Origin of the sequence: Actinomadura sp. 9N407 (assembly GCF_044326315.1) — a bacterium.
Taxonomy (GTDB): domain Bacteria; phylum Actinomycetota; class Actinomycetes; order Streptosporangiales; family Streptosporangiaceae; genus Spirillospora.
In genome coordinates this window covers 69,359-94,453 of record NZ_JBIRAW010000021.1, presented here as the reverse complement: position 1 = coordinate 94,453, position 25,095 = coordinate 69,359, and the positions used below count along the sequence as shown (strand labels likewise).

The 25,095-nt window shown below is 70.9% G+C and carries 22 protein-coding genes; 6 read left to right on the top strand and 16 right to left on the bottom strand.

Translation table 11 applies throughout. The annotated features are described in order from the left end of the window. Positions 1 to 64: 64 nt before the first annotated feature. A complete protein-coding gene (gene hisC / locus ACH34Q_RS29195; protein ID WP_395986288.1) occupies positions 65 to 1,144 on the top strand; it encodes a histidinol-phosphate transaminase in 1,080 nt (359 codons plus the stop codon). Positions 1,145 to 1,207: 63 nt separating this feature from the next. Here hisC and ACH34Q_RS29190 read toward each other — a convergent pair whose 3' ends face one another. From ACH34Q_RS29190 to murA, 3 genes are all read right to left on the bottom strand, one after another. Continuing rightward, complete coding sequence (locus ACH34Q_RS29190; protein ID WP_395986287.1) at positions 1,208 to 1,633, bottom strand: hypothetical protein; 426 nt, start codon at positions 1,631 to 1,633, stop codon at positions 1,208 to 1,210. A 140-nt stretch (positions 1,634 to 1,773) separates the two neighbouring features. Continuing rightward, positions 1,774 to 3,102 (bottom strand): transcriptional regulator, encoded by a 1,329-nt coding sequence (locus ACH34Q_RS29185; protein ID WP_395986286.1) that lies wholly within the window; start codon positions 3,100 to 3,102, stop codon positions 1,774 to 1,776. Between the two features lie 739 nt (positions 3,103 to 3,841). Further along, the gene (murA, locus tag ACH34Q_RS29180; protein WP_395986362.1) at positions 3,842 to 5,128 is read right to left on the bottom strand and encodes a UDP-N-acetylglucosamine 1-carboxyvinyltransferase; all 1,287 of its coding nucleotides are present in this window, start codon (positions 5,126 to 5,128) and stop codon (positions 3,842 to 3,844) included. Between the two features lie 334 nt (positions 5,129 to 5,462). On the opposite strand from murA, the gene ACH34Q_RS29175 reads away from it, so the two are divergent. Then, a complete protein-coding gene (locus ACH34Q_RS29175; protein ID WP_395986285.1) occupies positions 5,463 to 6,566 on the top strand; it encodes a suppressor of fused domain protein in 1,104 nt (367 codons plus the stop codon). A 61-nt stretch (positions 6,567 to 6,627) separates the two neighbouring features. Here the strand turns inward: ACH34Q_RS29175 and ACH34Q_RS29170 are convergent, their stop codons facing one another. The 3 genes from ACH34Q_RS29170 to purD all read right to left on the bottom strand — a co-directional run bounded on the left by ACH34Q_RS29170 (position 6,628) and on the right by purD (position 10,233). Then, positions 6,628 to 7,500 carry an MOSC domain-containing protein gene (locus tag ACH34Q_RS29170; protein ID WP_395986284.1) on the bottom strand — a complete coding sequence of 291 codons (873 nt, stop codon included), beginning with the start codon at positions 7,498 to 7,500 and terminating at the stop codon, positions 6,628 to 6,630. A 19-nt stretch (positions 7,501 to 7,519) separates the two neighbouring features. Then, positions 7,520 to 8,830: an adenylosuccinate lyase gene (purB, locus tag ACH34Q_RS29165; protein WP_395986283.1), complete on the bottom strand. Its 1,311-nt coding sequence runs from the start codon at positions 8,828 to 8,830 to the stop codon at positions 7,520 to 7,522. Between the two features lie 155 nt (positions 8,831 to 8,985). Further along, on the bottom strand, positions 8,986 to 10,233 hold the full coding sequence (purD, locus tag ACH34Q_RS29160) for a phosphoribosylamine--glycine ligase (RefSeq protein ID WP_395986282.1): 1,248 nt from the start codon (positions 10,231 to 10,233) through the stop codon (positions 8,986 to 8,988). Between the two features lie 483 nt (positions 10,234 to 10,716). Here purD and ACH34Q_RS29155 point away from each other — a divergent pair, with 483 nt between their 5' ends. Continuing rightward, positions 10,717 to 11,820 (top strand): magnesium and cobalt transport protein CorA, encoded by a 1,104-nt coding sequence (locus tag ACH34Q_RS29155; protein WP_395986281.1) that lies wholly within the window; start codon positions 10,717 to 10,719, stop codon positions 11,818 to 11,820. Positions 11,821 to 11,910: 90 nt separating this feature from the next. Here the strand turns inward: ACH34Q_RS29155 and ACH34Q_RS29150 are convergent, their stop codons facing one another. The 6 genes from ACH34Q_RS29150 to fbaA form a co-directional block, all read right to left on the bottom strand. Next, complete coding sequence (locus ACH34Q_RS29150; protein ID WP_395986280.1) at positions 11,911 to 12,834, bottom strand: glycerophosphodiester phosphodiesterase family protein; 924 nt, start codon at positions 12,832 to 12,834, stop codon at positions 11,911 to 11,913. A gap of 145 nt (positions 12,835 to 12,979) precedes the next feature. Further along, positions 12,980 to 14,263 carry an adenylosuccinate synthase gene (locus ACH34Q_RS29145; RefSeq protein WP_395986279.1) on the bottom strand — a complete coding sequence of 428 codons (1,284 nt, stop codon included), beginning with the start codon at positions 14,261 to 14,263 and terminating at the stop codon, positions 12,980 to 12,982. A gap of 330 nt (positions 14,264 to 14,593) precedes the next feature. Then, positions 14,594 to 15,022: a DUF3151 domain-containing protein gene (locus tag ACH34Q_RS29140; RefSeq protein WP_395986278.1), complete on the bottom strand. Its 429-nt coding sequence runs from the start codon at positions 15,020 to 15,022 to the stop codon at positions 14,594 to 14,596. Positions 15,023 to 15,083: 61 nt separating this feature from the next. Next, entirely contained in the window at positions 15,084 to 15,686 is a 603-nt protein-coding gene (locus ACH34Q_RS29135) for a GNAT family N-acetyltransferase (protein ID WP_395986277.1), read from the bottom strand. 83 nt (positions 15,687 to 15,769) lie between these two features. Continuing rightward, positions 15,770 to 16,228, bottom strand: coding sequence for a winged helix-turn-helix transcriptional regulator (locus ACH34Q_RS29130; RefSeq protein ID WP_395986276.1), 459 nt, complete (start codon positions 16,226 to 16,228; stop codon positions 15,770 to 15,772). Between the two features lie 98 nt (positions 16,229 to 16,326). Then, complete coding sequence (gene fbaA, locus ACH34Q_RS29125; protein WP_395986275.1) at positions 16,327 to 17,349, bottom strand: class II fructose-bisphosphate aldolase; 1,023 nt, start codon at positions 17,347 to 17,349, stop codon at positions 16,327 to 16,329. 378 nt (positions 17,350 to 17,727) lie between these two features. On the opposite strand from fbaA, the gene ACH34Q_RS29120 reads away from it, so the two are divergent. Together ACH34Q_RS29120 and ACH34Q_RS29115 are read left to right on the top strand one after the other, a co-directional pair. Beyond that, the gene (locus ACH34Q_RS29120; RefSeq protein ID WP_395986274.1) at positions 17,728 to 18,459 is read left to right on the top strand and encodes a DedA family protein; all 732 of its coding nucleotides are present in this window, start codon (positions 17,728 to 17,730) and stop codon (positions 18,457 to 18,459) included. 9 nt (positions 18,460 to 18,468) lie between these two features. Next, the gene (locus ACH34Q_RS29115; RefSeq protein ID WP_395986273.1) at positions 18,469 to 18,954 is read left to right on the top strand and encodes a hypothetical protein; all 486 of its coding nucleotides are present in this window, start codon (positions 18,469 to 18,471) and stop codon (positions 18,952 to 18,954) included. A 185-nt stretch (positions 18,955 to 19,139) separates the two neighbouring features. Here ACH34Q_RS29115 and pyrE read toward each other — a convergent pair whose 3' ends face one another. Then, positions 19,140 to 19,676, bottom strand: coding sequence for an orotate phosphoribosyltransferase (gene pyrE, locus ACH34Q_RS29110; protein ID WP_395986272.1), 537 nt, complete (start codon positions 19,674 to 19,676; stop codon positions 19,140 to 19,142). 38 nt (positions 19,677 to 19,714) lie between these two features. On the opposite strand from pyrE, the gene ACH34Q_RS29105 reads away from it, so the two are divergent. Next, complete coding sequence (locus ACH34Q_RS29105) at positions 19,715 to 20,224, top strand: hypothetical protein (protein WP_395986271.1); 510 nt, start codon at positions 19,715 to 19,717, stop codon at positions 20,222 to 20,224. A gap of 244 nt (positions 20,225 to 20,468) precedes the next feature. Here the strand turns inward: ACH34Q_RS29105 and ACH34Q_RS29100 are convergent, their stop codons facing one another. From ACH34Q_RS29100 to ACH34Q_RS29090, 3 genes are all read right to left on the bottom strand, one after another. Then, entirely contained in the window at positions 20,469 to 21,113 is a 645-nt protein-coding gene (locus ACH34Q_RS29100) for a tol-pal system YbgF family protein (RefSeq protein ID WP_395986270.1), read from the bottom strand. Positions 21,114 to 21,203: 90 nt separating this feature from the next. After that, the gene (locus ACH34Q_RS29095; protein ID WP_395986269.1) at positions 21,204 to 22,895 is read right to left on the bottom strand and encodes an NYN domain-containing protein; all 1,692 of its coding nucleotides are present in this window, start codon (positions 22,893 to 22,895) and stop codon (positions 21,204 to 21,206) included. Between the two features lie 453 nt (positions 22,896 to 23,348). Continuing rightward, a complete protein-coding gene (locus ACH34Q_RS29090; RefSeq protein ID WP_395986268.1) occupies positions 23,349 to 24,947 on the bottom strand; it encodes an alkaline phosphatase D family protein in 1,599 nt (532 codons plus the stop codon). Positions 24,948 to 25,095 lie beyond the last annotated feature (148 nt).

Below are 25,095 nucleotides of genomic sequence, written 5' to 3'. Positions count from 1 at the left end.
GCTTGGGGCGCGCACCCGAAGCTTGGGATGCGCACCCAGAGAACAGAGAACGAGGAGGACAACGGTGTCCGAAGCAACCACCCCCCGCTTCCGCTCCGTACTCGACCGGTTCCAGGCCTACAAGCCCGGCAAGGTCGTGGTGTCGCCCGAGGGGCGCTCGTTCAAGCTGTCGTCGAACGAGTCGCCGCAGGGTCCGCTTCCCTCCGTACTGGAGGCCATCACCGAGGCCGCCCAGCGCGTCAATCGCTACCCCGACAACAACTGCACCGCCCTCATCGAGGCGATCGCCGCCCACCACGGCGTTCCCGCCGACCACATCGCGGTCGGCTGCGGGTCGGTCGGCGTCACCCAGATGCTCCTGGAGGCCGTCGCGGAGCCCGGTGCCGAGGTGGTGTACGCCTGGCGCTCGTTCGAGGCGTACCCGATCCTGGTGGCCCTCTCGGGTGCCACCGCCGTACAGGTGCCCCTTCGGGACGAGACGCACGACCTGTCCGCCATGGCCGACGCCATCACGGAGCGGACGCGCCTGGTCTTCCTGTGCAACCCGAACAACCCGACCGGTACGGCCGTACGGCGTGCCGAGCTGGAGGCGTTCCTGGACCGGGTGCCGGCCGAGTGCCTGGTGGTCCTGGACGAGGCGTACCGCGAGTACATCCGCGACGCCGACGTTCCCGACGGCCTCACGCTCTATGGCGGCCGCCCCAACCTGGTCGTCCTGCGTACCTTCTCCAAGGCCTACGGCCTCGCGGGCCTGCGCGTGGGTTACATGGTGGGTCACCCTGAAGTGGCCGAGGCGATTCGCAAGTCGTACCTGCCGTTCAGCGTCAACTCCATCGTGCAGGCGGCCGGGGTCGCCTCGCTGGCCGCCACGGGCGAGCTCCTCGCCCGCGTGGAGCACACCGTGAAGGAGCGCGAGCGCGTCCACAACGCGCTGCTGGCGGACGGCTGGACCGTACCGCCGAGCGAGGCCAACTTCGTCTGGCTGCGGCTCGGAGAGCGCACCCTGGACTTCTCCGCCTCGTGCGACGCGCAGGGCGTCAGCGTGCGGCCGTTCGCCGGCGAAGGCGTCCGGGTCTCGATCGGCTCGCCCGAGGAGAACGAGGCCTTCCTCGCCGTGGCCAAGGCCTACCCGCACCGCAACTGAGGTCGGCTGTCCCCCGGGACCAGGAACTGAGCCAGCCCGTACCGCCGGAATCAGGAACTGAGTTCAGCCCGTCCCGCCGCCGGGATCGGGCGGGTCCGTCGGCGGATCGACCGGCGGGGTCGTCGGCGGATCCACCGGTGGTGTGGTGGGCGGGTCGGCCGGCGGTGTCGTGGGAGCGCTCGTGCCTGGAGCCGGGGTCGTCGGTGCCGGGCGAGGGTCAGGCTTCGGTGGCTTGGACGTACGGCTGGGCGTGGGAGCCGTCGTCTGGGGCGCCACGACCGGCGGAGTGCCCGCGTCGGTCTCGGCCGGGGCCGGAGTGACGCTCGGGGCCGGGACGGGGCTCGGAGACAGCCTGAGAAGGGCTGGAGCGTGCCTGCGGATCGGCTCGTAGCCCACGATGGCCGACACGGCGACTCCGGAGCCCAGCACCAGAGCGGCGGCGCCGGCGGCGGCCGCGATGCGCAGGCGGTCGGCGGACTTCTGCTTCATGCCCTGCCCCCAGGGCCAGGGGGTGAGAACTCACCCGCTCCCTTTCGAGGGTACGGCGCGTACCGGCCGGCCGATCGGGCAGGCGTGACCGGGTCCGGCCGCCGGCTCCCCGGGCAGGTCGGTGCCCGGGGGCGGTGCCGTCAGGTGCCCGCCTTGGGCCCCAGCTTCTCGACGATGAGCCGGTAGAGCTGGCGCGGCCGGCCCGGCTGCGGGGTCCGGTTGGGCGGCAGCGGCCAGGCGAGGCCCTCCTCGACCAGGGTCCGGAGCAGGCGCCGGGCGGTACGAGGCGTCACGCCGAGCATCTTGCCGGCGTTCTCCGCGTCCACGATCAGCGGTTGCTCCTGGTCGCCGAGCTTGTCGGCGAGCCGCGCGAGGATCTCCAGGCCCTTGGGCTTGACCTGCGGCTGCGCGCGCGGGGGCGTGCGCGGCGCGGGCACGAGGGCACGTCCGTCACGGTCCAGAGCGAAGCCCTGGGCACGCTGCGAGCTCTGCGAGCGTGCCAGCGCGGCGCGGGCGTGCGTCTCGGCCTCGTGCGCCGTACGGCCCATCCCGATGCCGACCTCGATGGCCAGGCCCAGCTCCTCGCGGACCCGTTCCACGAACGGCGGCGTACGGAAGCCCTCGGTACCGGCGGTGACCGAGCCCCGGGTGGCGATGACCAGGTAGCTGTGGTCGTCCAGCGGCCACACCGACGCGTTCATCCGGTGCGCCTCCTGGAGCAGCACGCGGTGCAGCGCCAGCTTGAGCTCGTCGCGCCAGTAGCGCGGGGTGACCCGGCGTGGTGTCTCGCGCAGCGTCGGCACGTCGACCAAAACGACCACCAGCTGCGACTCCTCCAGCCGGTGGTGCGCGCCCAGCAGCGCCGCCGTCTGCAGCGAGCTGCGGATCGCCGCGCCGGTGGGACGGACCCGGATGGTCGGTACGCCGGCCATCTCCATCCGTTCCGCGGTGGCGTGCACGCACGTCATCGCGACGGTGGTCGCGCCGCGGCGCCACAGGCGCTCGTGGAACGCGGCCAGCGTGCCGGGCCCGGCGGCCTCCTCGCGCAGATGGACCTGGTCGGTGCCCAGGCTGATCTCCGCGTACGCCTCCTCGACCTCGGCGCGGCCGAGCACGTCGATGCTCACCCGGCCCGGATCGAACCGCTCGTCCAGGGAGGCCCGCAGCAGCGCGCCCTGCAGGGCGGCGCCGTTCAGCGGTACGTAGGTGGCCGGCATCGTCAGCACGCCCGCCTTGCGGGCGAAGTCGTACGGGACCGGGCTGGCGAAGAGGCACACGTCCACCCCCGAGCCCAGCCGTACGACCTTGTCGGCCGCCTCCTGTTCGTCCCGGTACGCGGCCGCTACCAGCCGACTCGGTACCGGTGTGGGGCCATGCCCCATCAGCATGACCCGTTCGACGAGGTCATGCGGACCGACCACGCCGATCGTGAGATCGGGGGTCACCGACCCCGGTCTGGTGGTCGTCATCGGTGATCGCTCGCTTCCCGACCATCCTCTTGGTGGGGGCCCGGCCCCGGACATGCGTTCGCGCACGCTCCGCCCAACGGTTGACTCATGGCTTGTCGCCCCTGCCTTCTGACCCTGCACCGCAATCCCGCGATTCGTTCCTCAGTGGGCAGATCGGGTCAGGGCGACGATGTGTGACGCCCAGACGCGAAATCGAATCAAGAGTGCGGCCAAAAAGTAACCTACGGGACCCCCTAGTCAGTAATTTGTCACCAATCGGACAGACTTGATCCTGCATCTTCGGATGTCCGAAGTGGAAAAACAAGACCCGAAATCACCGCGAGAAGCCGCATGTGGCACTGATGCGCACTGAAGAGACCCCTGCGGTGTCCGATCGGTTTACGCCTCGGCCGAAAATCGACCGTCCTGTCGCCGGAGGCCCTGCCAGGACGAGCGATCCGCCTCGCGGCAAGGTTTCGCGGCCGTTCTCGCCGGTCACGCGTCCGCCGAAACGGGCGGCCGCTCCGGTACGCGCCGTACGGCCGGCGTCCCGCCCGGGCCGGAATGTCCAGGTTCGGCCAGCAGAAAACCCCGCGGCCCGGTCCGAGAGGGACCGGGCCGCGGGGCGAAGCGTCAGGCGACTGTCAGGAAACGGTGTCAGAAATCGTGTCAGAGGTCACGTTGATGATCTTCCGGGACGCGGGCTCCCCCACGGCGCGGCCACCCACGAGCCGACCACCATGGGCCGGCCGCCGTGGGATCAGAACGTCTCGCGGGTGATGTCGGCGCCGAGCTGGGACAGCCGCTCGGCGGTGTGCGCGTGCCCGCGGTCGAGGTAGTAGGCGGAGGTGATGGTCGTCTCGCCCTCGGCGGCCAGCCCGGCCAGCACCAGCGCGCTGCCGCAGCGCAGGTCGTGCGCCTCGACCTCGGCGCCGTGCAGCCGGTTGGGGCCGTTGACCTTGGCGCGGTTGCCGTCCACGTCGATGTCGGCGCCCATCTTGCACAGCTCGTCGGCCAGCTTGAACCGGCCGTCGAAGATCCGCTCGTAGATGTAGGAGGGGCCGTCGGCCAGGCAGGACAGCGCCATGATCGGCGACTGCAGGTCGGTGGCGAAGCCCGGATACTCGTCGGTGATCACGTTGATCGGGCGCAGCCCGCGCTCGCGCCGTACCTGCAGCACGGCGCCCTGCTGGTGGAACTCCAGCCCCATCTGCTCAAGCTTGTCGCCGGCCACCCCGAGGTGCTCCAGGTTGGCGCCCACCAGGCTGAGGTCGCCGCCGGTGATCGCAGCGGCCATCACGAACACCCCGGTGTCGATCCGGTCCGGCATCACGGTGTGCTCGACGGCCGTCAGGCCGCCGACGCCCTCGACGGTGATGAAGCCGGTGCCGCCGCCGCTGATCTTGGCGCCCATCGCCTGCAGCAGCGCGATGTTGTCCAGCACCTCGGGCTCCAGCGCCGCGTTCTTGATCAGCGTGGTGCCGCGGGCCATCGCCGCCGCCATGATCAGGTTCTCGGTGCCGGTGTGCGAGGGGGTATCGCAGTACAGCGTGCCGCCGCGCAGATCCCCGGCCTTGATGTGGATCTGCCCGTTGCCGTTGTCGCCCATCTGCTCGGTGACCGTCGCGCCGAGCCGCTTGAACCCGTTGTAGTGGAAGTCCAGGTTGCGGCTGCCCAGGTTGCACCCGCCGACGCCCTCGATCACGGCCTCGCCGAGCCGGTGCAGCAGCGCCGGCACGAACAGGAACGAGCCGCGGAACCGGGCGGCGATGTCGGCCGGCAGCACCGGGCTGTTCAACGTGGAGGCGTCGATCACCAGGGTGCGCTCGGCCTCGTGCAGCTCCGCCTTGGCCCCGATCGCCTGCGCGAGTTCCACCGCGCGGCGCACGTCCTCGATGATCGGAACGTTCCGCAGGACCGTCCGGCCCTTGGCCGCCATCAGCGAGGCACCGATCATCGGCAGGACGGCGTTCTTGGCGCCCTGGATGAAGACGGTGCCGTTCAGCTGCCGGCCCCCGCGCACGCGGTAGCGAACCTCGTGGCCCATGCTCATGCCGTATGACTCCTTTGACTGCTGTCTGCTGCTGACTGCGGATTCGATCCCGCGAGATCAACTGGACTGGCTGCCCGCTGCGGGCCGTGCGCCCGTCCGTCCGTACCGGAACGGCGGGTCGTCGCGAGGGCCGAGAGCCTCCAACGTGTCCAGTAAACCACCGGGAAGAAGGTGCGAAGTGCTGAGCGCGCCGGGTGGCGTGGGCCCGGTCTCTATGACCGTGCAAAGTGCCCAGAAGTTCGCGTTCTCCCCAGGTCTTCCGTCCGGGCGGGCCCGTACCATGCCATCCGCGCACGAATCGGCGCGATCATCTCTAGGGTGAACGTCCATGGATGAAACACCCACCGAACCCCCCGTCGAGCCGTTCGGTCCAGAGGACGAACTGGACGACGAGGCGCCCGGCTGGCAGGCCATCAACGGCGCCCTGGAGCGGATCTACGGCGACACCAAGCCGTACCACTGGGGCACGCTGCTCAAGTGGAGCCTGGGCGGTCGCGACCCGCTCGACGGCATCAGCGTCCACGCCCGTACCGAGCCGGTGCCGCACTGGCACTACATCTCGTACGGCATGAGCGAGCTGTACGGCAAGGCCGAGGACGGCGACCCGGAGGAGTCCGGCTGGGGCTTCGAGTTCACCTTCCGGCTGGCCCGCGACCCGGCCGAGGAGACCCCGCCGGTCTGGGCCGCCAACCTGCTGCAGAACCTCGGCAGGTACGTCTTCTCCTCCGGCAACCACTTCGAGGCCGGGCACCACATGGACGCCAACGGCCCGATCGCGGCCGACCGCGCCGACTCGGAGATCCAGGCCGTGGTGTTCGCCACCGACCCCGAGCTCGGCGCGATCTCCACGCCGAACGGCCGGCTGGAGTTCCTGCAGGTCGTCGGGCTGGCCCGGGAGGAGTACGAGGCGGCGCGGCAGTGGAACGCCGGCTCCATGCTGGAGATCCTGGAGCCGCGCATCCCGCTCTTCGTCACCGACATCGACCGCGGCTCGCTGCTGGCCGACCCGGAGGTGGCCGCCGCCGTCCAGGCCGGTGTCGAGCGCGAGGGGTCCAGCAGCGGCATGCTCTACGTCACCACGGCGGGCTGGGCCGACGAGCCGGACGGCACCACCGTGCTGCGGCTCGGGGCCCTGCAGGCGCCGATGATCCGCCAGTCGCTGAGCGGCCGGCTGCCGTACGGCCGCGAGCTCTACGTGGTCGCCGACGACATGACGCTGTGCTTCGAGCCGGCCGACGGCTTCTCGCTGGCGCGCGAGAACGGCGTGCTCAAGATCGGCGTGCCCGAGGGTGCCCTGGACGGCCTGCTCGGCGCGATCCGTTCCGAGTCCGGCCGGACGCCCGTCCCGTCCCTGCCGGGCCTGGCCGTCGAGATCGTCCCGACCCGGATGCGCGACCAGTACGGCAACGAGACCGGCGAGGTCATCGGCTAAGCCCGTTGACTCGTGGCATGTTCGCCTCTCCAGGGCGGCGATCGAACGAACACGCCACGAGTCAACCGATGGTGGCCGCGGCCTCGATGATCTCTACGGGGTCGCCCACGGTCAGCGTGCCGGTCGTTCGGGGTACCGCGTTCTGGCCGAAGCGCAGGCCCCGGTCGATGGCGCGGTACGAGGCGAGCGTGCGCAGCGGCTCGCGGCCGCGCTCGCCGGTGTCCTGGTCGGTGGTGGTGATCACGCAGCGGGCGCACGCCTTGACCATCTCGATCACGGTGTCGCCGATCCGCAGCAGCCGCACCCGGTCCTCGCCGTACGCGCCCAGCCCCTCGACCACCAGACTGGGCCGGAACCGGTTCATCGGGAGTGGCCCCTCCAGCCCGCGGGCCGCTCCGTTCGGGGCGGCCGGGGACTCGGCCGGGACCGTCCGCAGCGGCGCATCCGGTCCGCCGGCCAGGCGCTCGTTCAGGTCGGCCAGCGACTCGGCCGAGATCACCAGCAGCGGGTAGCCGTCGGCGAACGTCACCTCGCCGCCGCCGCGCGAGGTCGGCCGCCGCCCGGTGAAGCGCACCAGCCGGCACTCGGCGCCGAGGAAGTCCGCGAACCATCCGGCCGCCTCGTCGCCCTGGTCGACGCCCTGGCACTCCGACCGGTGCACGACCACGTCCCGCACCGGGCCGTCATCCACGGGCTTGTGAGTGAGCGGCTCGCGGCCGGGGACGTCCACGGTGAGGACGTCCCCGTCGTACACCGGGCGCAGCAGCGCCATCTCCGCGTGGTCGCGCTGCGTCAGGAACCGGCCTTCCGGGCCGACCAGCATGAACTCGCGGTCGTACCGGAGCCCGGTGGGCAGCAGCTCGGCCGTACGCAGGGGCGTGCCGCCGCCGCTCTTCAGCGGGTAGACGTTGAGTTCGGTCAACTTCCCCGGCATGCGTGCTCCTCGTAAGGCTCTACGTCAGCGCGGCGAGGCGGTCGAACACCGGGCCGAGGCGCTCGACGAACCGCTCGGGGCGGCAGACCGTGTCCAGCCGCTCCTCGGCGAGGCTCAGGCCCGCTTCGGCGGCGTGCTTGCGCAGAGTCTCGCGGAACGGCTCCCCGGTCCGCCAGGTCTCCATCGCGGCCTTCTGGACGAGCGGGTACGCCTCGTCGTCGCGCGACATGCCCGCCTCGACCAGCTCCAGCAGAACCGTCGAGGTGTAGATCAGGCCGCCGGTGGACTCCAGGTTCGCCTTCATCCGGTCGGCGTCCACCACCAGGCCCGACATCAGCCGGTTGGTGAGGTTGAGCATGTAGTCCAGCGCGATCGACGCGTCCGGCAGCGCGATCCGCTCGGTCGAGGAGTGCGAGATGTCGCGCTCGTGCCAGAGCGGGATGCCCTCCAGCACCGGGACGATCTGCGCTCGCACGATCCGCGCCATCCCGGCCAGCCGCTCGGAGATGATCGGGTTCTTCTTGTGCGGCATGGCCGAGGAGCCCTTCTGGCCCTTGCCGAACGGCTCCCACAGCTCGCGGACCTCGGTGCGCTGCCCGTGCCGTACCTCCAGCGCGATCGCCTCGCACACCGTGGCCATGATCGCGAGCGCGGACACCCACTCGCTCATGCCGTCCCGGATCACCACCTGGGTGGACACGTCCGCGCAGCTCAGCCCCAGCCGGTCGGCCACATGGCGCTCGATCGCCGGGTCGATGTTGGAGTACGTGCCGACCGCGCCGGAGATCGCCATCACGCCGACGGCCGCGCGGGCGCGGCGCAGCCGGTCCCGCGAGCGGGCCATCGCGAACGCGAAGTCGGCGACCCGGTGCCCCCACACGTCCGGCTCGCCGTGGATGCCGTGCGTACGGCCGACGCGCAGGGTGGCGCGGTGCTCCAGGGCGTGGTCGCGCAGCGTGCCGACCAGCGTGTCGGCCTTGGCCAGCAGGATGTCGGTGGCCTCGACGAGCTGGACGGCCAGCGCGGTGTCGAGCAGGTCCGAGGACGTCATGCCGAAGTGGACGAACCGGGCCGCCTCGCGCGGCTCGGTGTTGTCCGCCCAGGCCGACAGGAACGCGATCACGTCATGCTGGGTGACCGCCTCGATCTCGTGCACGGCCTCCGGCGTTGGCGGGGCCGCGTTCCGAACGGGCTCCACCACCTCCGCCGGGATCGTGCCCGCCTCGGCGTGAGCCTCGACCACGAGGGTCTCGACCTGGCACCAAAGCTCGTATTTGTGCGCGTCACTCCAGACGCGGCCCATCTCCGGAAGTGTGTAGCGCTCGATCACCCGACGATTCTCCCAGGTCGCGTCGGCTGCTCGGGCCCCGGGCTCGCCGTACGGGTACGGCCCAGGTCACGACTCCGCGGGAGGATCGGCCAAGTCGAGCGCACGGCTCGGGTCAGGACTGCACGGCGCGGGCAGGGGCAGGTCAGGAGGGCGCCTCAGGACTCGGCGGCGGCCTGGGCGATGTCGGTGCGGTGGTGGGAGCCGCGCAGCGTGATCCGGCTCACGGCCTCGTACGCGGCGGCACGGGCGGCGGCGAGATCGGGGCCGGAGCCGACGACGTTGAGCACCCGGCCGCCGTTGGCGACCAGCCGGCCCTCCGCGTCACGCTTGGTGCCGGCATGCAGCACGTACGCGCCCGGCACCTCGTCGGCGGCTTCCAGGCCCTCGATGACGTCGCCCTTGACCGGATTCGCCGGATAGCCCTCGGCGGCGACCACGACGCTCACGGCCGCGCCCTCGTGCCATTCGGGACGGTACGCCGGGTCGAGGCCGCCGATCGCGCACGCCTGGAGCAGCGGGGCGAGCGGTGAGGCGAGCCGGTCCAGGACGACCTGCGTCTCGGGGTCGCCGAAGCGCGCGTTGAACTCCACGACCCGCACGCCCTGCTGCGTCAGCGCGAGCCCCGCGTACAGGACCCCCACGTACGGGGCCTCACGGCGCCGCAACTCGTCCACCGCAGGCTGCACGACCGAGGCCATGACCTCGTCCACGAAGCCGGGGGGCGCCCAGTGGAGCGGCGTGTACGCGCCCATGCCGCCGGTGTTGGGGCCCTCGCCGCCGTCGTACGCGCGCTTGAAGTCCTGCGCGGGCATCAGCGGGATCGCGGTGTTGCCGTCGCACAGCGCGAACAGCGACACCTCCGGGCCGTCCAGGAACTCCTCGATGACCACGCGGCCGCACGCGGCGGCGTGCTCGGCGGCCTCGGCGCGGTTCTCGGTCACCACGACGCCCTTGCCGGCGGCGAGACCGTCGTCCTTCACCACGTACGGCGGGCCGAACGCGTCCAGGGCCTCCTGGACCTCGTCACTGGTCTCGCAGACCCGCGCGGCGGCGGTCGGGACGCCGGCCGCGGCCATGATGTCCTTGGCGAACGCCTTGGAGCCCTCGATCCTGGCGGCCTCGCGGTCGGGGCCGAAGCAGGGGATCCCGGCCCGGCCGAGTGCGTCGCCGACGCCCTCGATCAGCGGTGCCTCCGGGCCGACGACGACGAGTTCCACCCGGAGCCGCCCGGCCAGCTCGACCACGGCCGTCGGATCCGCCGGGTCCAGCTGGTGGTTCTCGGCGAACGGCGCGGTGCCCGGGTTGCCGGGGGCGCAGTGCAGGGCGGTGACGCCGGGGTCGCGATGCAGGGCGCGCGCGAGCGCGTGCTCGCGGCCGCCGGATCCAAGAACAAGAACTCGCACGCGGGGAGCCTATCCGGCCAGGCAGGGTCGACGCCTGGCCGACGCCCTGGCCCCGAGTGACCACCGCCACACCGCGCCGCCGTGAACCCGTGTCAAGTCCCGGACGTCCTGAACTTCGGTTAGCTTTTAGTGTCGGCTGCTAGGCTGCGCACGGCTTGAACGGGCCGTTCTTATGGGCCTGAGTGGCTTTTCTTATGGGCCTGAGCGGTTTTGGGGCCTGAGTAGCTTTTGGGCGGCGAACTCGGGCGGCAGAGCCCGTGGCGCCAGTCTCATGGTCATGAGACCGAGGAGCGAGAGGAGGTGGTCGGGATGATTCCTGGTGAACCTTGCAGTACGCCGGATATCCCTCACAGTCCGAACCGGACTGTCCATCCGTCCGCCTCTATCCGGCGCCCGGCCGACGCACTCGCGCGCTCCCCACGCTGACCCTGGGTCGAGCGCGTCGCGGCGCGTGTACGGCCGGCGGGTTAGGAGCAGCTCCTCATGGCCATGACACGAGTTCGCCCGGGACGCGCGACCAGGTCGCTGTTCAAGTCGCGCGGCCGCCCTCACTCCGCGCAGTCCGTGCTGCGGCACCGCGACACCGCCGTCCTCGACTGGGCCGCCTACATCGACGGGCACCGCGTCTGTACGGAGACCGTCGCCGACGCCGTACGGCTCATCCGCGACGGTGAGCTGACCGCGGCCGAGAACGGCAGCGCCGGCTTCGTCTGGGTCGGCCTGCACGAGCCGTCCGCCGCCGAGCTGACCGAGCTGGCCGAGGTCTTCGGGCTGCACCCGCTCGCGGTGGAGGACGCCATCCACGCGCACCAGCGGCCCAAGCTGGAGCGGTACGACGACGTCAACTTCCTGGTGATGAAGACCGTCGGCTACGTGCGCAAGGAGCCGAACGGCCCCGAGGTCGTGGAGACCGGCGAGCTCATGGTCTTCGCCGGACCGGACTTCGTGGTGACCGTACGGCACGGCGCGCACGGCGAGCTGGGCTCGGTCCGCGAGCGGCTGGAACGCGACCCGGAACGGCTGAGCCTGGGCCCGGCGGCCGTGGTGCACGCGATCGCCGACCGGGTCGTGGACGGTTACGTCTGCGTCGCCGACGCCGTGCAGGAGGACATCGACGAGGTCGAGGAGGCGGTGTTCTCCCCCGAGCGCACCGACGAGTCGCGCCGCATCTACCGGCTCAAGCGCGAGGTCATCCAGCTCAAGCGGGCGGTCGGGCCGCTGGCCGGGCCGCTGCGCAACCTCGGCGGGCGGCGGTTCGTCCCGGCCGAGATCAAGGAGTACCTGCGCGACGTCGAGGACCACCTGACCCGCGTCCGCGAGCAGGTCGAGGCGTACGACGAGCTGCTCAACCCGATCCTGCAGGCGCACATGACGCAGGTGACGGTGGCCGACAACAAGGACATGCGGAAGATCTCGGCCTGGGGCGCGCTCTTCATGGTGCCCACCGCGATCGCCGGGATCTACGGGATGAACTTCACCTTCATGCCCGAGACCCAGTGGCGGTTCGGCTACCCGATGATCCTCTGCGTGATCGCGCTGGCCTGCTTCTCGCTCTACCGCGGCTTCCGCCGCAACGGCTGGCTCTGACCCCCCGGCCACGTTGACTCGTGGCGTGTTCGCCTGCTTCGCCGCCTGAAGGGGCGAACACGCCACGAGTCAACCGGGCCTGTACGGCGGTCAGGTCTGCATGGACAGGACGTCGGGGTACGGCGTGGGGACCGGCAGGCCGTGGTCGGTGAGGACGCCGCGGAGCCGGTCGGGGTAGTCGGTGACGATCGCGTCGACGCCGTAACCGACGTACCGCGCCATCTCGGACGGCTCGTTGACCGTCCACACCGACACCGGAAGCGCCAGGCCCTGGGCCCGTTCGACCAGTTCAGGGGTGGCCATCGTGATCTCGGGGGACAGCGAGGTGGCGCCGATGTCGAGCGCGGCGCCGGCCGGATCCGCGTGCCCGAGGCCCGCCAGCCAGCGCGTCCCCGCGCCCGTCGTCGCCCGTTCGACCAGGGCCACCCGGCCCGCCTCCGGCGCGTACCGGCGCGCCTCCACCAGGACCCGCCAGTCGAACGCCAGCAGCCGGCTGCGCGGGGTCAGCCCGAACGCGGCCAGTACCTCGGCGACCTCCGCCGTGAAGCGGGTGATCTCCTGGTCGCGCCAGCCGGGATCGGTCTTGAGCTCGATCGCGAGCGTCACGTCCGGAACGGCGCTGAGCAGGGCGCAGACCTCGGCCAGCGTCGGCAGCGGCGTACCGGGCAGCTGCAGCTGGGTGAGGACGAACTCATCGTCGGCGCCGCCCGGCCGCCTGGTCCCGGCGTCCACGGTCCTGATCTGCGCGAGCGTCAGGTCCCTGAGCGCCTTGCCGACGTACGGGAAGCGCGGGTCGCCGGCCAGTACCGGGCCGGTGTCGGTGGTGGTCACCGGCGACAGCACCTGGTCGTGGCTGAGGATGACGACATCGTCCGAGCTCAGCCCCACGTCGAACTCGACCGCGTGGACGCCGAGCGCCAGCGCGTGGGCGAAACCGGGCAGGGTGTTCTCCGGTCGGAGCCCCCGTGCCCCCCGGTGTCCGTGCACTTCGACGGTGGCCCCGGTGAAAGTCACGGCTGGAACGCTACAACCAGTTGCCGAACGACTTATGGACGACGGGTGAGAAACCACCGAACGTTAGGGACTTCTGTGGTCGAAGTCCCCAACGTTCGGTGCGGTGTCCCGTGGGCCCGGTGCGAACGGGCCGGGCGGGAACGGCTCAGATGAGGGAGCGCAGCGCCAGCGTCTGGGTGCGGCCCGGGCCCACGCCGATGGCGGAGATCTGGGCGCCCGACATCTCCTCGAGCGCGCGGACGTAGCGCTGCGCGTTCTTGGGGAGGTCGTCGAAGGTCTCGGCGCCGGTGATGTCCTCCTGCCAGCCGTCCAGGTACTCCAGGATCGGCTTGGCGTGGTGGAACTCGGTCTGCGAGGCCGGCAGCTCGTCATGGCGCACGCCGTCGACGTCGTACGCGACGCAGACCGGCACCCGCTCCAGGCCCGACAGCACGTCCAGCTTGGTGAGGAAGTAGTCGGTGACGCCGTTGACGCGGGTCGCGTAGCGGGCGATGACCGCGTCGAACCAGCCGCAGCGGCGGTCGCGGCCGGTGGTCACGCCGTACTCGCCGCCGGTCTTGCGCAGGAACTCGCCCCACTCGTCCAGCAGCTCGGTCGGGAACGGTCCCGAGCCGACGCGGGTGGTGTACGCCTTGAGGATCCCGATCACCTTGGTGATCTTCGTCGGGGCGACCCCGGAGCCCACGCAGGCGCCGCCGGCGGTAGGGCTGGACGACGTCACGAACGGGTACGTGCCGTGGTCGATGTCCAGCAGCGTGCCCTGCGCGCCCTCCAGGAGGACGACCTTGTCCTCGGCGAGGGCCTGGTTGAGCACCAGCGTGGTGTCGGCGACGTACGGCCGCAGCCGCTCGCCGTACGCCAGGTACTCCTGGACGATCGGCCCGGTGTCGATCCGGCGCCGGTTGTAGACCTTGGTGAGGACCTGGTTCTTCTCGCGCAGCGCCAGATCGAGCTTCTGGGTGAGGATGTTGGCGTCGAACAGGTCCTGGACCCGGACGCCCATCCGGTTGATCTTGTCGGCGTAGGCCGGGCCGATGCCGCGCCCGGTGGTGCCGATCCTGGCCTTGCCGAGGTACCGCTCGGTGACCTTGTCCAGGGCCCGGTGGTGCGGCATGATCAAATGCGCGTTGGACGAGATCAGCAGCCGGTCGCAGCCGATCCCGCGGTTCTTGAGCCCGTCGATCTCCTGCAGCAGCACGGCCGGGTCGATCACCACGCCGTTGCCGATGACCGGCACCACGTCCGGTGAGAGCACTCCCGAGGGCAGCAGGTGCAGGGCATAGCTCTTGTCACCGATCACCACCGTGTGGCCGGCGTTGTTGCCACCCTGGTAGCGCACGACGTAGTCGACGTCACCACCCAGCAGGTCGGTGGCCTTGCCCTTGCCCTCGTCCCCCCACTGAGCCCCGACCAGAACGATCGCCGGCATGCCGTACACCCTCTCCCACGACGAAGGCCCCTGATCGCAAGTGCGAAGGGGCCTCTTGCGATCAAATCGTACCCGTACCGGCCCGCCAAGGAAACCGGAGCGGTCCCCGAAGCCCTGCTCACGGCGTGCGGACGGCGGTGTGAGCGGGCGGCGTCAGGCCGTGCGGCGGGGGCGGCGCTCGCCCGGTTCGGCGAGGCCCGGGTCGTGCCGGCCACCCGGGCCGCCCTGTCGATCGCGAGGGAGCTGTGTTTCCAAAGACCCGGCCAGGTAACGCGCTCGCGCGGTGGCTGAGCCACTTGGAAACAGGTCCTGGTTCGCGGGCGCCGCCGTCTAGCCGCCGCTGCCGTTGAGGGCGTCCGCGGCGGCCGGGCTGCTGTCGCGCAGGAAGGTCCTGCAGCGCTCGGCCTCGTGGTCCTCGCCGATCGCGGCGGCGGCGCGGCCCAGGGCGTGCAGGGCGCGCAGGAAGCCGCGGTTGGGCTCATGCTCCCAGGGCACGGGGCCGTGCCCCTTCCAGCCCGCTCGGCGCAGCTGGTCGAGTGCTCGGTGGTAGCCGGTCCGCGCGTACGCGTACGACTCGATCACGGCACCGGCGGCGAAGGCGCGATCCGCAAGCGCGGCCCACGCGCCCGGGTACTCCGGGTGGCGGGCGGCCACCTCGACCGGGTCCACGCCGGCGTCGAGGGCCTCGCGGGCCTCGACGTTCTCCGGCAGTTCGGTCGGGGGCGGGCCGCCGAGCAGATTCTGGGTCATGCGGGTCATCGTAAGTGGGCCCGCCGGTACGACGGCAACCCGGGTCCTTGCTGTTGGTCCAGCGTGCGGGTCATCCGAGGGCCCGGGCGGGCGCCGGTACGGCGGGCGTGGGCAGCGGGAGGGGCAGGCTGTAGTGCGCCGCCCCGTCCTGGCTGCCGGGGCGGGCGGCGGGCCAGCCGTGGCGGATCGCCACCATGGCGTCCCGGTTCTCCAGGATCACCTCCGCGTCGAAGCCGGTGATGCCGCGCCGCTCGGCCAGCGGGGCGAGACAGGTCACCAGCCGGCGGGCCAGGCCGCGCCGCTGCCAGGGATCGGCGATCAGCACGGCCAGCTCGGCACGCCAAGGCCGGTGGCGGTCCCGGATGTACTCGGCGACGCCGATCATCTCCCCGTCCAGCAGCGCCACCATCGCCTCCCGGTCCCAGTGGTCGAGCATCCGCAGGGCGGTCACGTACGCCTCGGGGATCCGCGGCGTACCCGAGAAGAACCGGGTGTAGAGGCTTTTCCTGGACAGCCCTCCGGACATCCGCCGGAGCCGGTCGCCGTCGTCGATCGCGTACGGGCGGATGCGGACGTCACTGAGCAGGATCTCTGCGGGCAGGGACTCTGTGTGCAGGATCTCTGCGGGCAGGGCTTCTGCGGGGACGCCGTCGGCCCCTTCGAGTTGCTTCATGCAACCCATTGCACATCAGTGCGTTGCGTGAAGCAACTACCTTGCGGGTAAAGGGAAACCGTACGGTCAGACGTACCGCACGGTCAGATGTCCAGAGCGCCGGGGCCGGGGCGCGGCTCGACCTGGTCCGGCTCCAGTACCGCGCCGCAGTGATCGCAGGTCAGCCGGTCGGTGAGCAGGCCGGGGCAGCCGGCGTGCCCGACGAGCAGGGGCGGGCCACCGGGGGCGTAGTGGCGGTCGCCCCACTTCAGCAGGGTCATGATGACCGGCCAGAGTTCGACGCCCTTGCGGGTGAGGCGGTACTCGAAGCGGTCGGGACGCTCCTGGTAGCGGACCCGCCGCAGGATGCCCTCGTCGCACAGCCGGATGAGCCGGTCGGTGAGCACGTTGCGGGCGACGCCGAGCGCGTCCTGGAAGTCGTCGAACCGGCGCACGCCTTCGAACGCGCTGCGGATGACCAGCAGCGTCCAGCGATCGCCGACGACCTCCAAGGAGCGGGCGATCGAGCAGTTCTGGGAGTCGTAGGTGCGGGGCAGCGCCACGAGGCCGAGCCTACCTGGGTTGTGTCACACAACGCACCACCCCGGCCCCGCGCGAGAGCGGGACCGGGGCGGGACGGAGTGGTGCGCCGCTCGATCTATTACTTGATCTTCTTGCCGGCGGAGAGCAGGTTCTCGCAGGCCTGCACGATGCGGGCCGCCATGTTGGCCTCGCCGGCCTTGCCGTACGAGCGCGGGTCGTACTGCTTCTTGTTGCCGACCTCGCCGTCGATCTTGAGCACGCCGTCGTAGTTGCGGAACATGTGCTCGGCGATCGGGCGGGTGAAGGCGTACTGGGTGTCGGTGTCGATGTTCATCTTGATCACGCCGTACGACACCGCCTCCCGGATCTCCTCCAGCGTGGAGCCGGAGCCGCCGTGGAAGACCAGGTCGAACGGCTTGTCCTTGCCGTGCTCGGCGCCGACCGCGTCCTGGATGTCCTTGAGCACCTCGGGACGCAGCTTGACCGAGCCCGGCTTGTAGACGCCGTGTACGTTGCCGAACGTCGCGGCCAGGATGTAGCGGCCCCGCTCGCCCACGCCGACCGCCTCGGCGGTGGCAAGGGCGTCGCCCGGCGTCGTGTAGAGCTTCTCGTTGATCTCGTTGGCGACGCCGTCCTCCTCGCCGCCGACGACCCCGATCTCCATCTCCATGATGATGTTGGCCTTGGCGCACTCGTCCAGCAGCTCGGCGGCGATCTGCAGGTTCTCCTCCAGCGGTACGGCCGAGCCGTCCCACATGTGCGACTGGAACAGCGGCTGCTCGCCGCGCGCCACCCGCTCCTGGGAGATCTTGATCAGCGGCCGCATGAAGCCGTCGAGCTTGTCCTTGGGGCAGTGGTCGGTGTGCAGGGCGATGTTGACCGAGTACTTCTCGGCCACCACCCGGGCGTACTCGGCCAGCGCGGCCGAGCCCACGACCATGTCCTTGACCGAGGCGCCGGACAGGTACTCGGCGCCCCCGGTGGAGACCTGGACGATGCCGTCGCTCTCGGCGTCCGCGAAACCGCGCAGTGCCGCGTTCAGCGTCTGGCTCGAGGTCACGTTGATCGCGGGGTAGGCGAACCCGTCCTGCTTGGCCCGGTCGAGCATCTCCGCGTAGACCTCGGGCGTTGCGATGGGCATGATCAGCGTCCTTTCTCACGCAGCGGTGCCGCCGGCGTCCCGCCGGGCGGTGCGCCCCGACCAGCGCGTTCCGGGCGGGCCGGGAGAACGCGAGGTCCGGGCAGGGCATGCCGTCCAGCGGTCAGTATCTCGGACTTCCCTGAAGGAGTGCCCGCCCAGCCCCCGGGGAAGCGTGGGCGTGCCGGTACGCGGCGCTCAGTGACCCGTGACGGGCCGGACGCCCCCGGCTTGTCCGGATGTGCTGGAGCGTTCCGGAATGTGGCCTAGAAACGCATACAAGCCCGGCGGGTCGGACGGCCCGCGGCCGGGACTGGCCGCCGATCGGCCCATCGGCGGTCCATTACCACGGACCAAGGCCGTTCCGGCAGGTACGCTCGCATGGTGGATCTCACGCTGATTTCCCTTGACATCACCGAGTGGCTGCACCCGACCGCATGGCTGCAGCTGTTCGGCACGTTCGCGACGATCGGCGTGATCGCCATCATCTTCGCGGAGACCGGGCTGCTCTTCGGATGCATCCTGCCGGGTGACTCGCTGCTGTTCACGGCGGGCATCCTCACCGCGGTGTCGACCATCAACGGCCAGGAGTTCCAGCCGCTGTCGCTGCCCTGGCTGCTGGTCGGCGGGCCCATCGCGGCCATCCTCGGCGCCCAGCTCGGGCACTGGCTCGGCGCCAAGTACGGCCGCAGGCTCTTCGAGCGGCCCGACTCCCGCATCTTCCGCAAGGAGTGGGTGGAGAAGGCCGAGTACTACTTCGAGCGCTTCGGCCCGGCCAAGGCCGTCGTGCTGGCCCGCTTCATCCCGATCGTGCGGACGTTCCTCAACCCGCTCGCCGGCATCTGCGGCATGTCGGCCCGCAGGTTCTTCGTCTGGAACGCGATCGGCGCGGTCGTGTGGACCGATTCGCTGTTCCTCCTGGGCCACTTCCTGGGGACCAAGGTCCCCAACATCGAGGCCTACATCCTGCCCGGCGTAGCGATCATCCTGGTGCTGTCGGTCATCCCGATCGCCCGGGAGATGCTGCGCGGACGGGGTTCCTCGGGCAACGGTACGAATAAGAATGCCTCTGAAGAGTCACGTCCGTCGCTCAGCGGTGACAGTTATCGCTAACCTCCCCATGTGGGACGTCATCGGTCGGACCCTCGGGGTCTCGCGCGCATCCTGATCGCGGTCGTCGCCGTGGTGCTCGCTTTAGCGCTTCTGGTCGTAGGCGGCATGGCGCTGGTGAATGCGCTGACCTCCAGCTCGAACGATCCCGGGCCGGCGGGCACTGCCGCGTCCACGGATCCTGGCGGGGCGGAACCCAAGGCCAGCGCGTCAGCGACCCCCTCTGCGACGCGTTCGGCCCAGACCACCGGCACATCGGGGGTTCCACTGGTCATCCGCGTTACCGGCGCGCCCACCCAGGTCTACGTGCGCGTCACCGGCACCGGTGACGTGCTCCAGCAAGGCGTCCTGCGTACCGGCGAGGGCCGCCAGTACGACCAGGCTCCCCTCGCCGTGGTCGCCAACAACGGCGGCTCGCTGGATGTCGTCATCTACGGCAAGACCCAGGAACGCAAGCCGGACGGTGTCCGGGGCGAGTGGTTCGTCCCCAAACGCTGACCGGCCGGTTCAACCCTGAACGCAGGCCGACTGAGTCGTCCCCAAACCCTGACCGGCCGGTTCATCCCTGAACGCCGGCCGACTGGTTCGTCCCTGAACACTGACCCCCGGCCGAACCTCCGCTGTACGTCCGCTGAACGTCCACCGACCGCCCGCCGCGAATCCGCTGAGGGATCGCGTATCGATCAGGTCACATTGAGGTCGTCGACGGTGAACGGATGGCGGTACACCAGTCCCTCCGCCGCGATGCGCTCCGCCGCGCCCCGTTCCACGATCGTGGCCACGCCGACGACCTCGGCCCCCGCCTCGCGCAGTGCCTCCACCGCCGTCAGCACCGAGCCGCCGGTCGTGGAGGTGTCCTCCACGGCCAGGACCCGCCGGCCCGCGACGTCCGGGCCCTCGATGCGGCGCTGCAAGCCGTGCGCCTTGCCCGCCTTGCGGACCACGAACGCGTCCAGCGCGCGCCCCTGCGCGGCCGCGGCGTGCAGCATCGCGGCCGCGACCGGGTCGGCGCCCAGGGTGAGCCCGCCGACGGCCTCGTAGTCCAGGTCCGCGGTGGCCTCCAGCATCACCCGGCCGACCAGCGGCGCCGCGACGGCGTCCAGCGTCACCCGGCGCAGGTCCACGTACCAGGTGGCGCGCTTCCCGGACGACAGCACGAAGTCGCCGTGCACCACGGCCTTGGACTTGATCTCCTGCAGCAGGTCATCACGTTCGCTCACGCCCGCAACCCTATGTAGCGTGGTGATCTGGAGGTGACGTGACCCCCGGAACGCTCGTTCTGCTGCATGCCCCGCACGGCCGTTCCAGCGACTGGGGCGACCTGCCCGAGGCGCTGCGCACGGCCGGGCCGGACGTCATCGCGCCGGACGTGCCCGCCGAGGCCGGAATGCGGTACGTGGCACGCGCCAGCCTGGAGATCGCGGCAGCCGTCCCCTCAGAGCCGCTCGTGCTGGTCGCGCACGGCGGCGCGGGTCCGCTGCTGCCGGCGATCGCGCTCGCGCAGCGGGCGGCGCATCGCAAGATCAGCGGATATGTCTTCATCGACGCCGCGTTCCCGCGTACCGCCGGCCTGCACGACCACGCCGCGCCCGAGGTCGCGGTGCCGCCCGACTGGCCCGAGGCCCCCTGCGGCTACCTGCGCACCTCCGCGGCCGAGCCCGCCGAAGCCGCCGACCGTTCCGTACGAGAAGCACGCCTGCGCGGCTGGCCAGTGATCGAGCAGGAACTGTCAGCGCCCGTCCTAGCCGAGATCATCGCGCTGCTCTAGCCAGTGGTGTCACGGGCGAGAACTGTCAGCGCCCGTCCTAGCCGAGATCATCGCGCTGCTCTAGCCAGTGGTGTCACGGGCGAGAACTGTCAGCGCCCACCTTGGCCGAACGCATCGCCCTGCTCTAGCCGCGTATCCACCCACGTTCACCGGCGTGCCCGGCGGTTGACTCGTGGCGTGTTCGCCTCCCGCCGGCGGTGCCAGGGCGAACACGCCACGAGTCAACGGAAGCAGGGCGGCAGGGTCAGGCGTCGTTCTTGAGCAGGTCGTCGAGGAGGGCGTCGTAGTCGTCTTCCTTGCGGCCGAGGTCGACGCGGGCGCGGTAGCGCAGGCGGAGCAGCGCCTCCAGGCTGTCCTCGGCCAGCGCGACGTCGTCGGGGCCGGGGGCGAACGGCTCCTCGTCGTCCTCGGGGGTGCTGTCGGTGCCGGCGCCGATGCCGACCGCCCGGTCGCGCAGGGCCAGGACCACGTCGGCGCCCGCGGTGGCCCAATCGTGGGCTCCGATGGCGTCGCCCTGGGCGTACAACACCTCGGCGACGGCCCGGTAGACCTCGGGGTCGCGGGGCTTGTCGGCGCGGATCTGCTCGATCAGCTTCCGGGCCTCGTCGGCCTGGTCGAGCTCGAAGAGCGCGTCGGCCAGGTAGGCGCGCGGATCGCCGTAGGTCTCACCACCGTCCTGGATGGCCGAGCGGTAGACCTCGGCGGCCCGGGCGTGGTCGCCGGCGTGCTGCCACTGCTCGCCCGCGCGGAGCAGCACGTTGGCCCGCGACACCCCGCCGGACACCGTCTCGGCGAGCTCGCTGAGCCGTCGTGCCGCCGAGATGTGATCGCCCGTGCGCAGGGTGTCGAACTCCAGGTCGTCGAGATCGTCTTCCGTCACATGCGTCACGGTTCAACGCTACCCGCCGCCCGGCGAGCGAAGCGGGTGAATCGAGGAGGATCGTGAATTACCTACGCGTACGAGGGCGGCGCACCGTGATCACCTGCGGGAACGTTCGAGGGCGTCCCAGAATCCGCGCCGCAGCGCGTGCCTGACCTCGTCGTGCAGCAGGAAGTCGATGGGCAGCGAGGAACCCTGGAGCAGCCGCGCCTCCAGGTCGGAGGGCATCCGCGGCTTGCGGGCGAGAACCGCCTCCAGCCACAGCGCCGGAGCGTCGCGGGCCACCGACTCGCCGAAGTCCTGGCCCTCCTGGTGCGCCGCCTTGACCGCGTCGGAGAGCGACGGCGAGTTCTGCTGCGCGGGGATCGGCGCGATCTGCTGGGGGCCGGTGTACGGGCCGTGCGAGGGCGCGGGCGGGGGCTGCGAGGGCGGCTGTACGGGTGAGGTCGGCAGGTAATGCGGGCCCGAGCCGTGCGACGGGGGCGCCGAGGTCGCCGGACCGGTGAGGGAGGGCCCGGAGTTGATCGGACCCGTGCTGGATGGACCCGTGTTGGATGGACCCGTGTTGGACGGGCCGGGCGTGGGGGCTGCGTGCAGCGGAGGCGCCTGCGAGGGGACGGAACCGCCGTTGCCGTTCCTGCGGGGCAGGTCGGATCCGCCGGTGCCCAGGCCGGAGCCGTTGAGGGACCCGTTCCCCATGGACGGGGACGAGCCGTTGCCGTAGCTCGGCGACGAGCCGTTCCCGTAACTGGGGGACGGATCGCTGCCATAGCCAGAGCTGTTGCCATAGCTGGGCGCCGTGCCGTTGCCGTAGCTCGGCGCAGCGCCGTTGCCGTAGCTGGGCTCGGAACCGTTGCCATAGCTAGGCGACGAGCCGTTGCCGTAGCTGGGTGCGGAGCCGTTCCCTGGGGAGGACGAGCCGCTGCCCAGGGCGGGAGCGGAGCCGTTGGAGCCAGAGCCGTAACCGCTCCCGGAGCCGTAACCGGAGGACGAGCCCGAGTCGTAGTTCGTCCCGTAGCCGCTGTCGTATCCGGACGTCGTCCCGGAACTGAAGCTGGAGCCCAGGGGCGGCTGCGAGCCGGTGCTGGACGGGGACGGCCCGGCGAGCGACGGCGGGGACGGGGGCGGGCCGGTGAGGGGGGAGGCCGGCGGCGGGCTGCTGAGCGGGCCCGTCGTCTGCAGGGTGCCGATGGTGTTGCCCGTGCCGTGGCCGTTGGACAGCGGCGAGGGGGACGAGCCGCCGGAGGTGTCGGCGCCGGCCAGCAGGTTGACGTACGGCCGCAGGTCGCCGGAGCCGATCTCGATCAGGTCGTCGCATTCCTGGCGGAGCGCGCGGGAGACCGTCCAGTTGCCGTCCACGGTGACGTGCACGACCGTGACCCGTACGCCGAAGTCCTGGGCGTCGATCACGACCTGGGTGAGGTCCTCGTCGCCGCTGACCACGACCGCGTCGGCCAGGGCGCCGTTGCGGGCCAGCGCCATCAGGTCGCGGTGGATCTCGTTGTCGACGCCCTCGCGGCGCCCGGGGCGGGTGCGGCCGAGCCGCAGTTTCAGGCCGGGCAGGTCGGCGAGCGCCTCATGCTCGGGGGCGCGCCGGCCCTCGACCGTGGACTCGTACCAGTAGCAGCGCAGCAGGGGCATGCCGGTGCGTTCGCGGGCGAGGGTGCCGAGCAGTTGCAGCAGCCCGCCGAAGTCCCACGAGACGGTCTCCCTATGGCGGGTGCCGTGCACCGCCATGGCGCCGTCGGCCAGCAGGTAGCCGGCGTCTACGAACAGCGCGCAGCGATCCATGGGACATCGCCCTTCCTCAACACGGGACCTCGGGAAGCCCACTCCTCGATCAGGGTCGCGAGGGATGACCATCGACTGGCGGCCTCCCCTTCCTGCTGCCGGGGGACGCGGGCCGGGAAAAGACCCCGGACTTCCATAGCGTAGTGAAGCCCGTTAGCCCCGTAGGCCAATACGGCGATTCGCCACTCTTTCATGACACTTAGCCCAGCGCGAGTGATCCGTGCCCGCGAATTCGGCGACGCCTTTGGCCGAGGTCGTAGCGCGAGCCCGTGGCCTGGAGCGGTCAGCGCGGACGCTACCAGCCGTTCCGGCCCGTCCATAATGGGTCGTCGTGAATTTTTACGGGAACAATCGGCTGCGGGGTTCAGCCCTGCACGTGCAATAACGCTCCGGGGTCGGTCCGGCACACTCCGGCTTAAATCATTCCGTTTCACGTCCGCGCCTCACCCGCACTCACCCGCAAACACGGGCGCTGCCGATCTCTTCCAGGGACGTGTCGGAACGCGGGGATTCCCACCGGACGCGGCACTGCGGGCCTGACAGCGTGACCGTCGCGATGGCGTTGTCGAACCACGGCCCCTCGGTGATCCGCCACTTCAGCGGCGCCGGCGGCACCTTGGCCAGCCGGGCCAGCAGCCGGAACGGTCCGGGCACGCCCCGTGAGCACGCGATCCGGTTGGCCAGCTTGAACTTGCCGATCAGTGGGTTGCGCAGCGGCGAGCACACCACCTGGGAGATCGGCGTCTGCGTATCGGGCGCCTTCACCCGCGCCAGATACGAGTAGTGAATGTCGCCGGACAGGAACGAAATGCTCTTGGGAGCCTTACCGCGTTCCCCGCGCGCCACCGCGAGGACGTCCTCGGCCACGGCGCGGAACGATTGGTCGAACGCCGCCCAGTGTTCAAGATCGGCGCCTTGGCGCAGTTTCTCGGCCAGTTTGCCGCCCTGCTTGCCCCAGGCGCCCCCGGCCATCGCCTCGTTCCAGGTCTCGGCGTGGTGGATGGCGCGCGGCAGCAGGTACGGCAGCGAACTGGCGATCAGCAGATGCTCCATGCCGCCCTGGCACTGCTCGTCCAGCCAGCGGAACTCCTCGTCGTCCAGCATCCCGCGCCGGTCGGCGGTCAGCAGCCGCGAGCACCGGCTGTCGACGACGATCAGCCGCGTGCCGCCCCAGTCGTGCGCGTAGCTCCACCGGGTCGTGGCCGGTTCCTTGTCGGCCCGCTCGGCGAACTCGTCCAGGATCTTCCCGGCGTCGCCGCCGTCGGCCGAGGCGGCGAGTACCGCCTCGTAGATCGGGTCGGTCGCGCGCTCCTCCGGCGAGAGGTTCCCCAGGTGCTGGTAGATCCAGTACGAGCCGATGCCGCCGGTGATCCGGGCGCGCCACCAGGGCTGCGCCCACATCTCCTGCCGCCACGCGTACGAGGTGTTCCAGTCGTCGCGGATGTCGTGGTCGTCGAAGATGGTGAACGTCGGCACCGTGGACAGCAGCCACCGCACCGCCGGGTCCTCGTTCCAGGCCAGCTTGTAGAGGTGGGTGTACTCCTCGTAGTCGGCGACCTCACCGACGGGTTCCACGTTCGATTCGCGGCGCTCGGCGAGGTACGCCTGCATCTCCTCGCCCAGCTCGTCGGCGTAGATCTGGTCGCCGACCATGAGCAGCACGTCCGGCCACTCGGTTTCGGCACCGTCATCGGCGCTCGCGAGCCGGTTCGCGAACGCGGTCAGCGTGTCCAGCCCGTGCAGCGAGGCCCGGTCGGGCGAGCGTCGGCAGGAGCCGAACGAGATCCGCACCGCGCCCGCGGCGTCCATCGTCCTGAGCAGCGGGGCGGGGAAGCGGGAGCCGGGCTCCGGCCACACCCGCTCGCCGTCGAGGTCGACCGCGTACGGGATCCGGGCGCCCGGCTCCAGCCCGCCGATCTCGACGAGCGCGTAGTGGTGGCCGTGGGCGGTGAACGTCCTGGCCGTGGCGTCCACCCCGTGCCCGTCGCCCGTGACGCGCACCTCGCACGGGCGATCGGTCTCCACCCAGATGGTGGCGGTGCGGTCGCTCACGTGCCGGAGGAGGGGCCCGAGTAGCAAAGCGGTCATAACACGTACCTCTAGCGGACCGGCGGTGGCCGCGTCCATCGTTCGGTTGGTTCGGAATCCGTACGTTGCCCTGCGTTTCCCTTCCTACCTGCCATGACGAGCGGATCCGCCA

Bases quoted from the DNA above. Each gene is read 5' to 3' on its own strand.
- ACH34Q_RS29135 (WP_395986277.1), bottom strand. From the start codon at position 15,686: ATGAAGCAACTCGAAGGGGCCGACGGCGTCCCCGCAGAAGCCCTGCCC.
- ACH34Q_RS29140 (WP_395986278.1), bottom strand. From the start codon at position 15,022: ATGACCCGCATGACCCAGAATCTGCTCGGCGGCCCGCCCCCGACCGAA.
- murA (WP_395986362.1), bottom strand. From the start codon at position 5,128: ATGGGCCACGAGGTTCGCTACCGCGTGCGCGGGGGCCGGCAGCTGAAC.
- ACH34Q_RS29170 (WP_395986284.1), bottom strand. From the start codon at position 7,500: ATGCCGGGGAAGTTGACCGAACTCAACGTCTACCCGCTGAAGAGCGGC.
- ACH34Q_RS29175 (WP_395986285.1), top strand. From the start codon at position 5,463: ATGGATGAAACACCCACCGAACCCCCCGTCGAGCCGTTCGGTCCAGAG.
- ACH34Q_RS29145 (WP_395986279.1), bottom strand. From the start codon at position 14,263: ATGCCGGCGATCGTTCTGGTCGGGGCTCAGTGGGGGGACGAGGGCAAG.
- ACH34Q_RS29095 (WP_395986269.1), bottom strand. From the start codon at position 22,895: ATGGATCGCTGCGCGCTGTTCGTAGACGCCGGCTACCTGCTGGCCGAC.
- ACH34Q_RS29185 (WP_395986286.1), bottom strand. From the start codon at position 3,102: ATGACGACCACCAGACCGGGGTCGGTGACCCCCGATCTCACGATCGGC.
- fbaA (WP_395986275.1), bottom strand. From the start codon at position 17,349: ATGCCCATCGCAACGCCCGAGGTCTACGCGGAGATGCTCGACCGGGCC.
- ACH34Q_RS29190 (WP_395986287.1), bottom strand. From the start codon at position 1,633: ATGAAGCAGAAGTCCGCCGACCGCCTGCGCATCGCGGCCGCCGCCGGC.
- ACH34Q_RS29120 (WP_395986274.1), top strand. From the start codon at position 17,728: ATGGTGGATCTCACGCTGATTTCCCTTGACATCACCGAGTGGCTGCAC.
- ACH34Q_RS29155 (WP_395986281.1), top strand. From the start codon at position 10,717: ATGGCCATGACACGAGTTCGCCCGGGACGCGCGACCAGGTCGCTGTTC.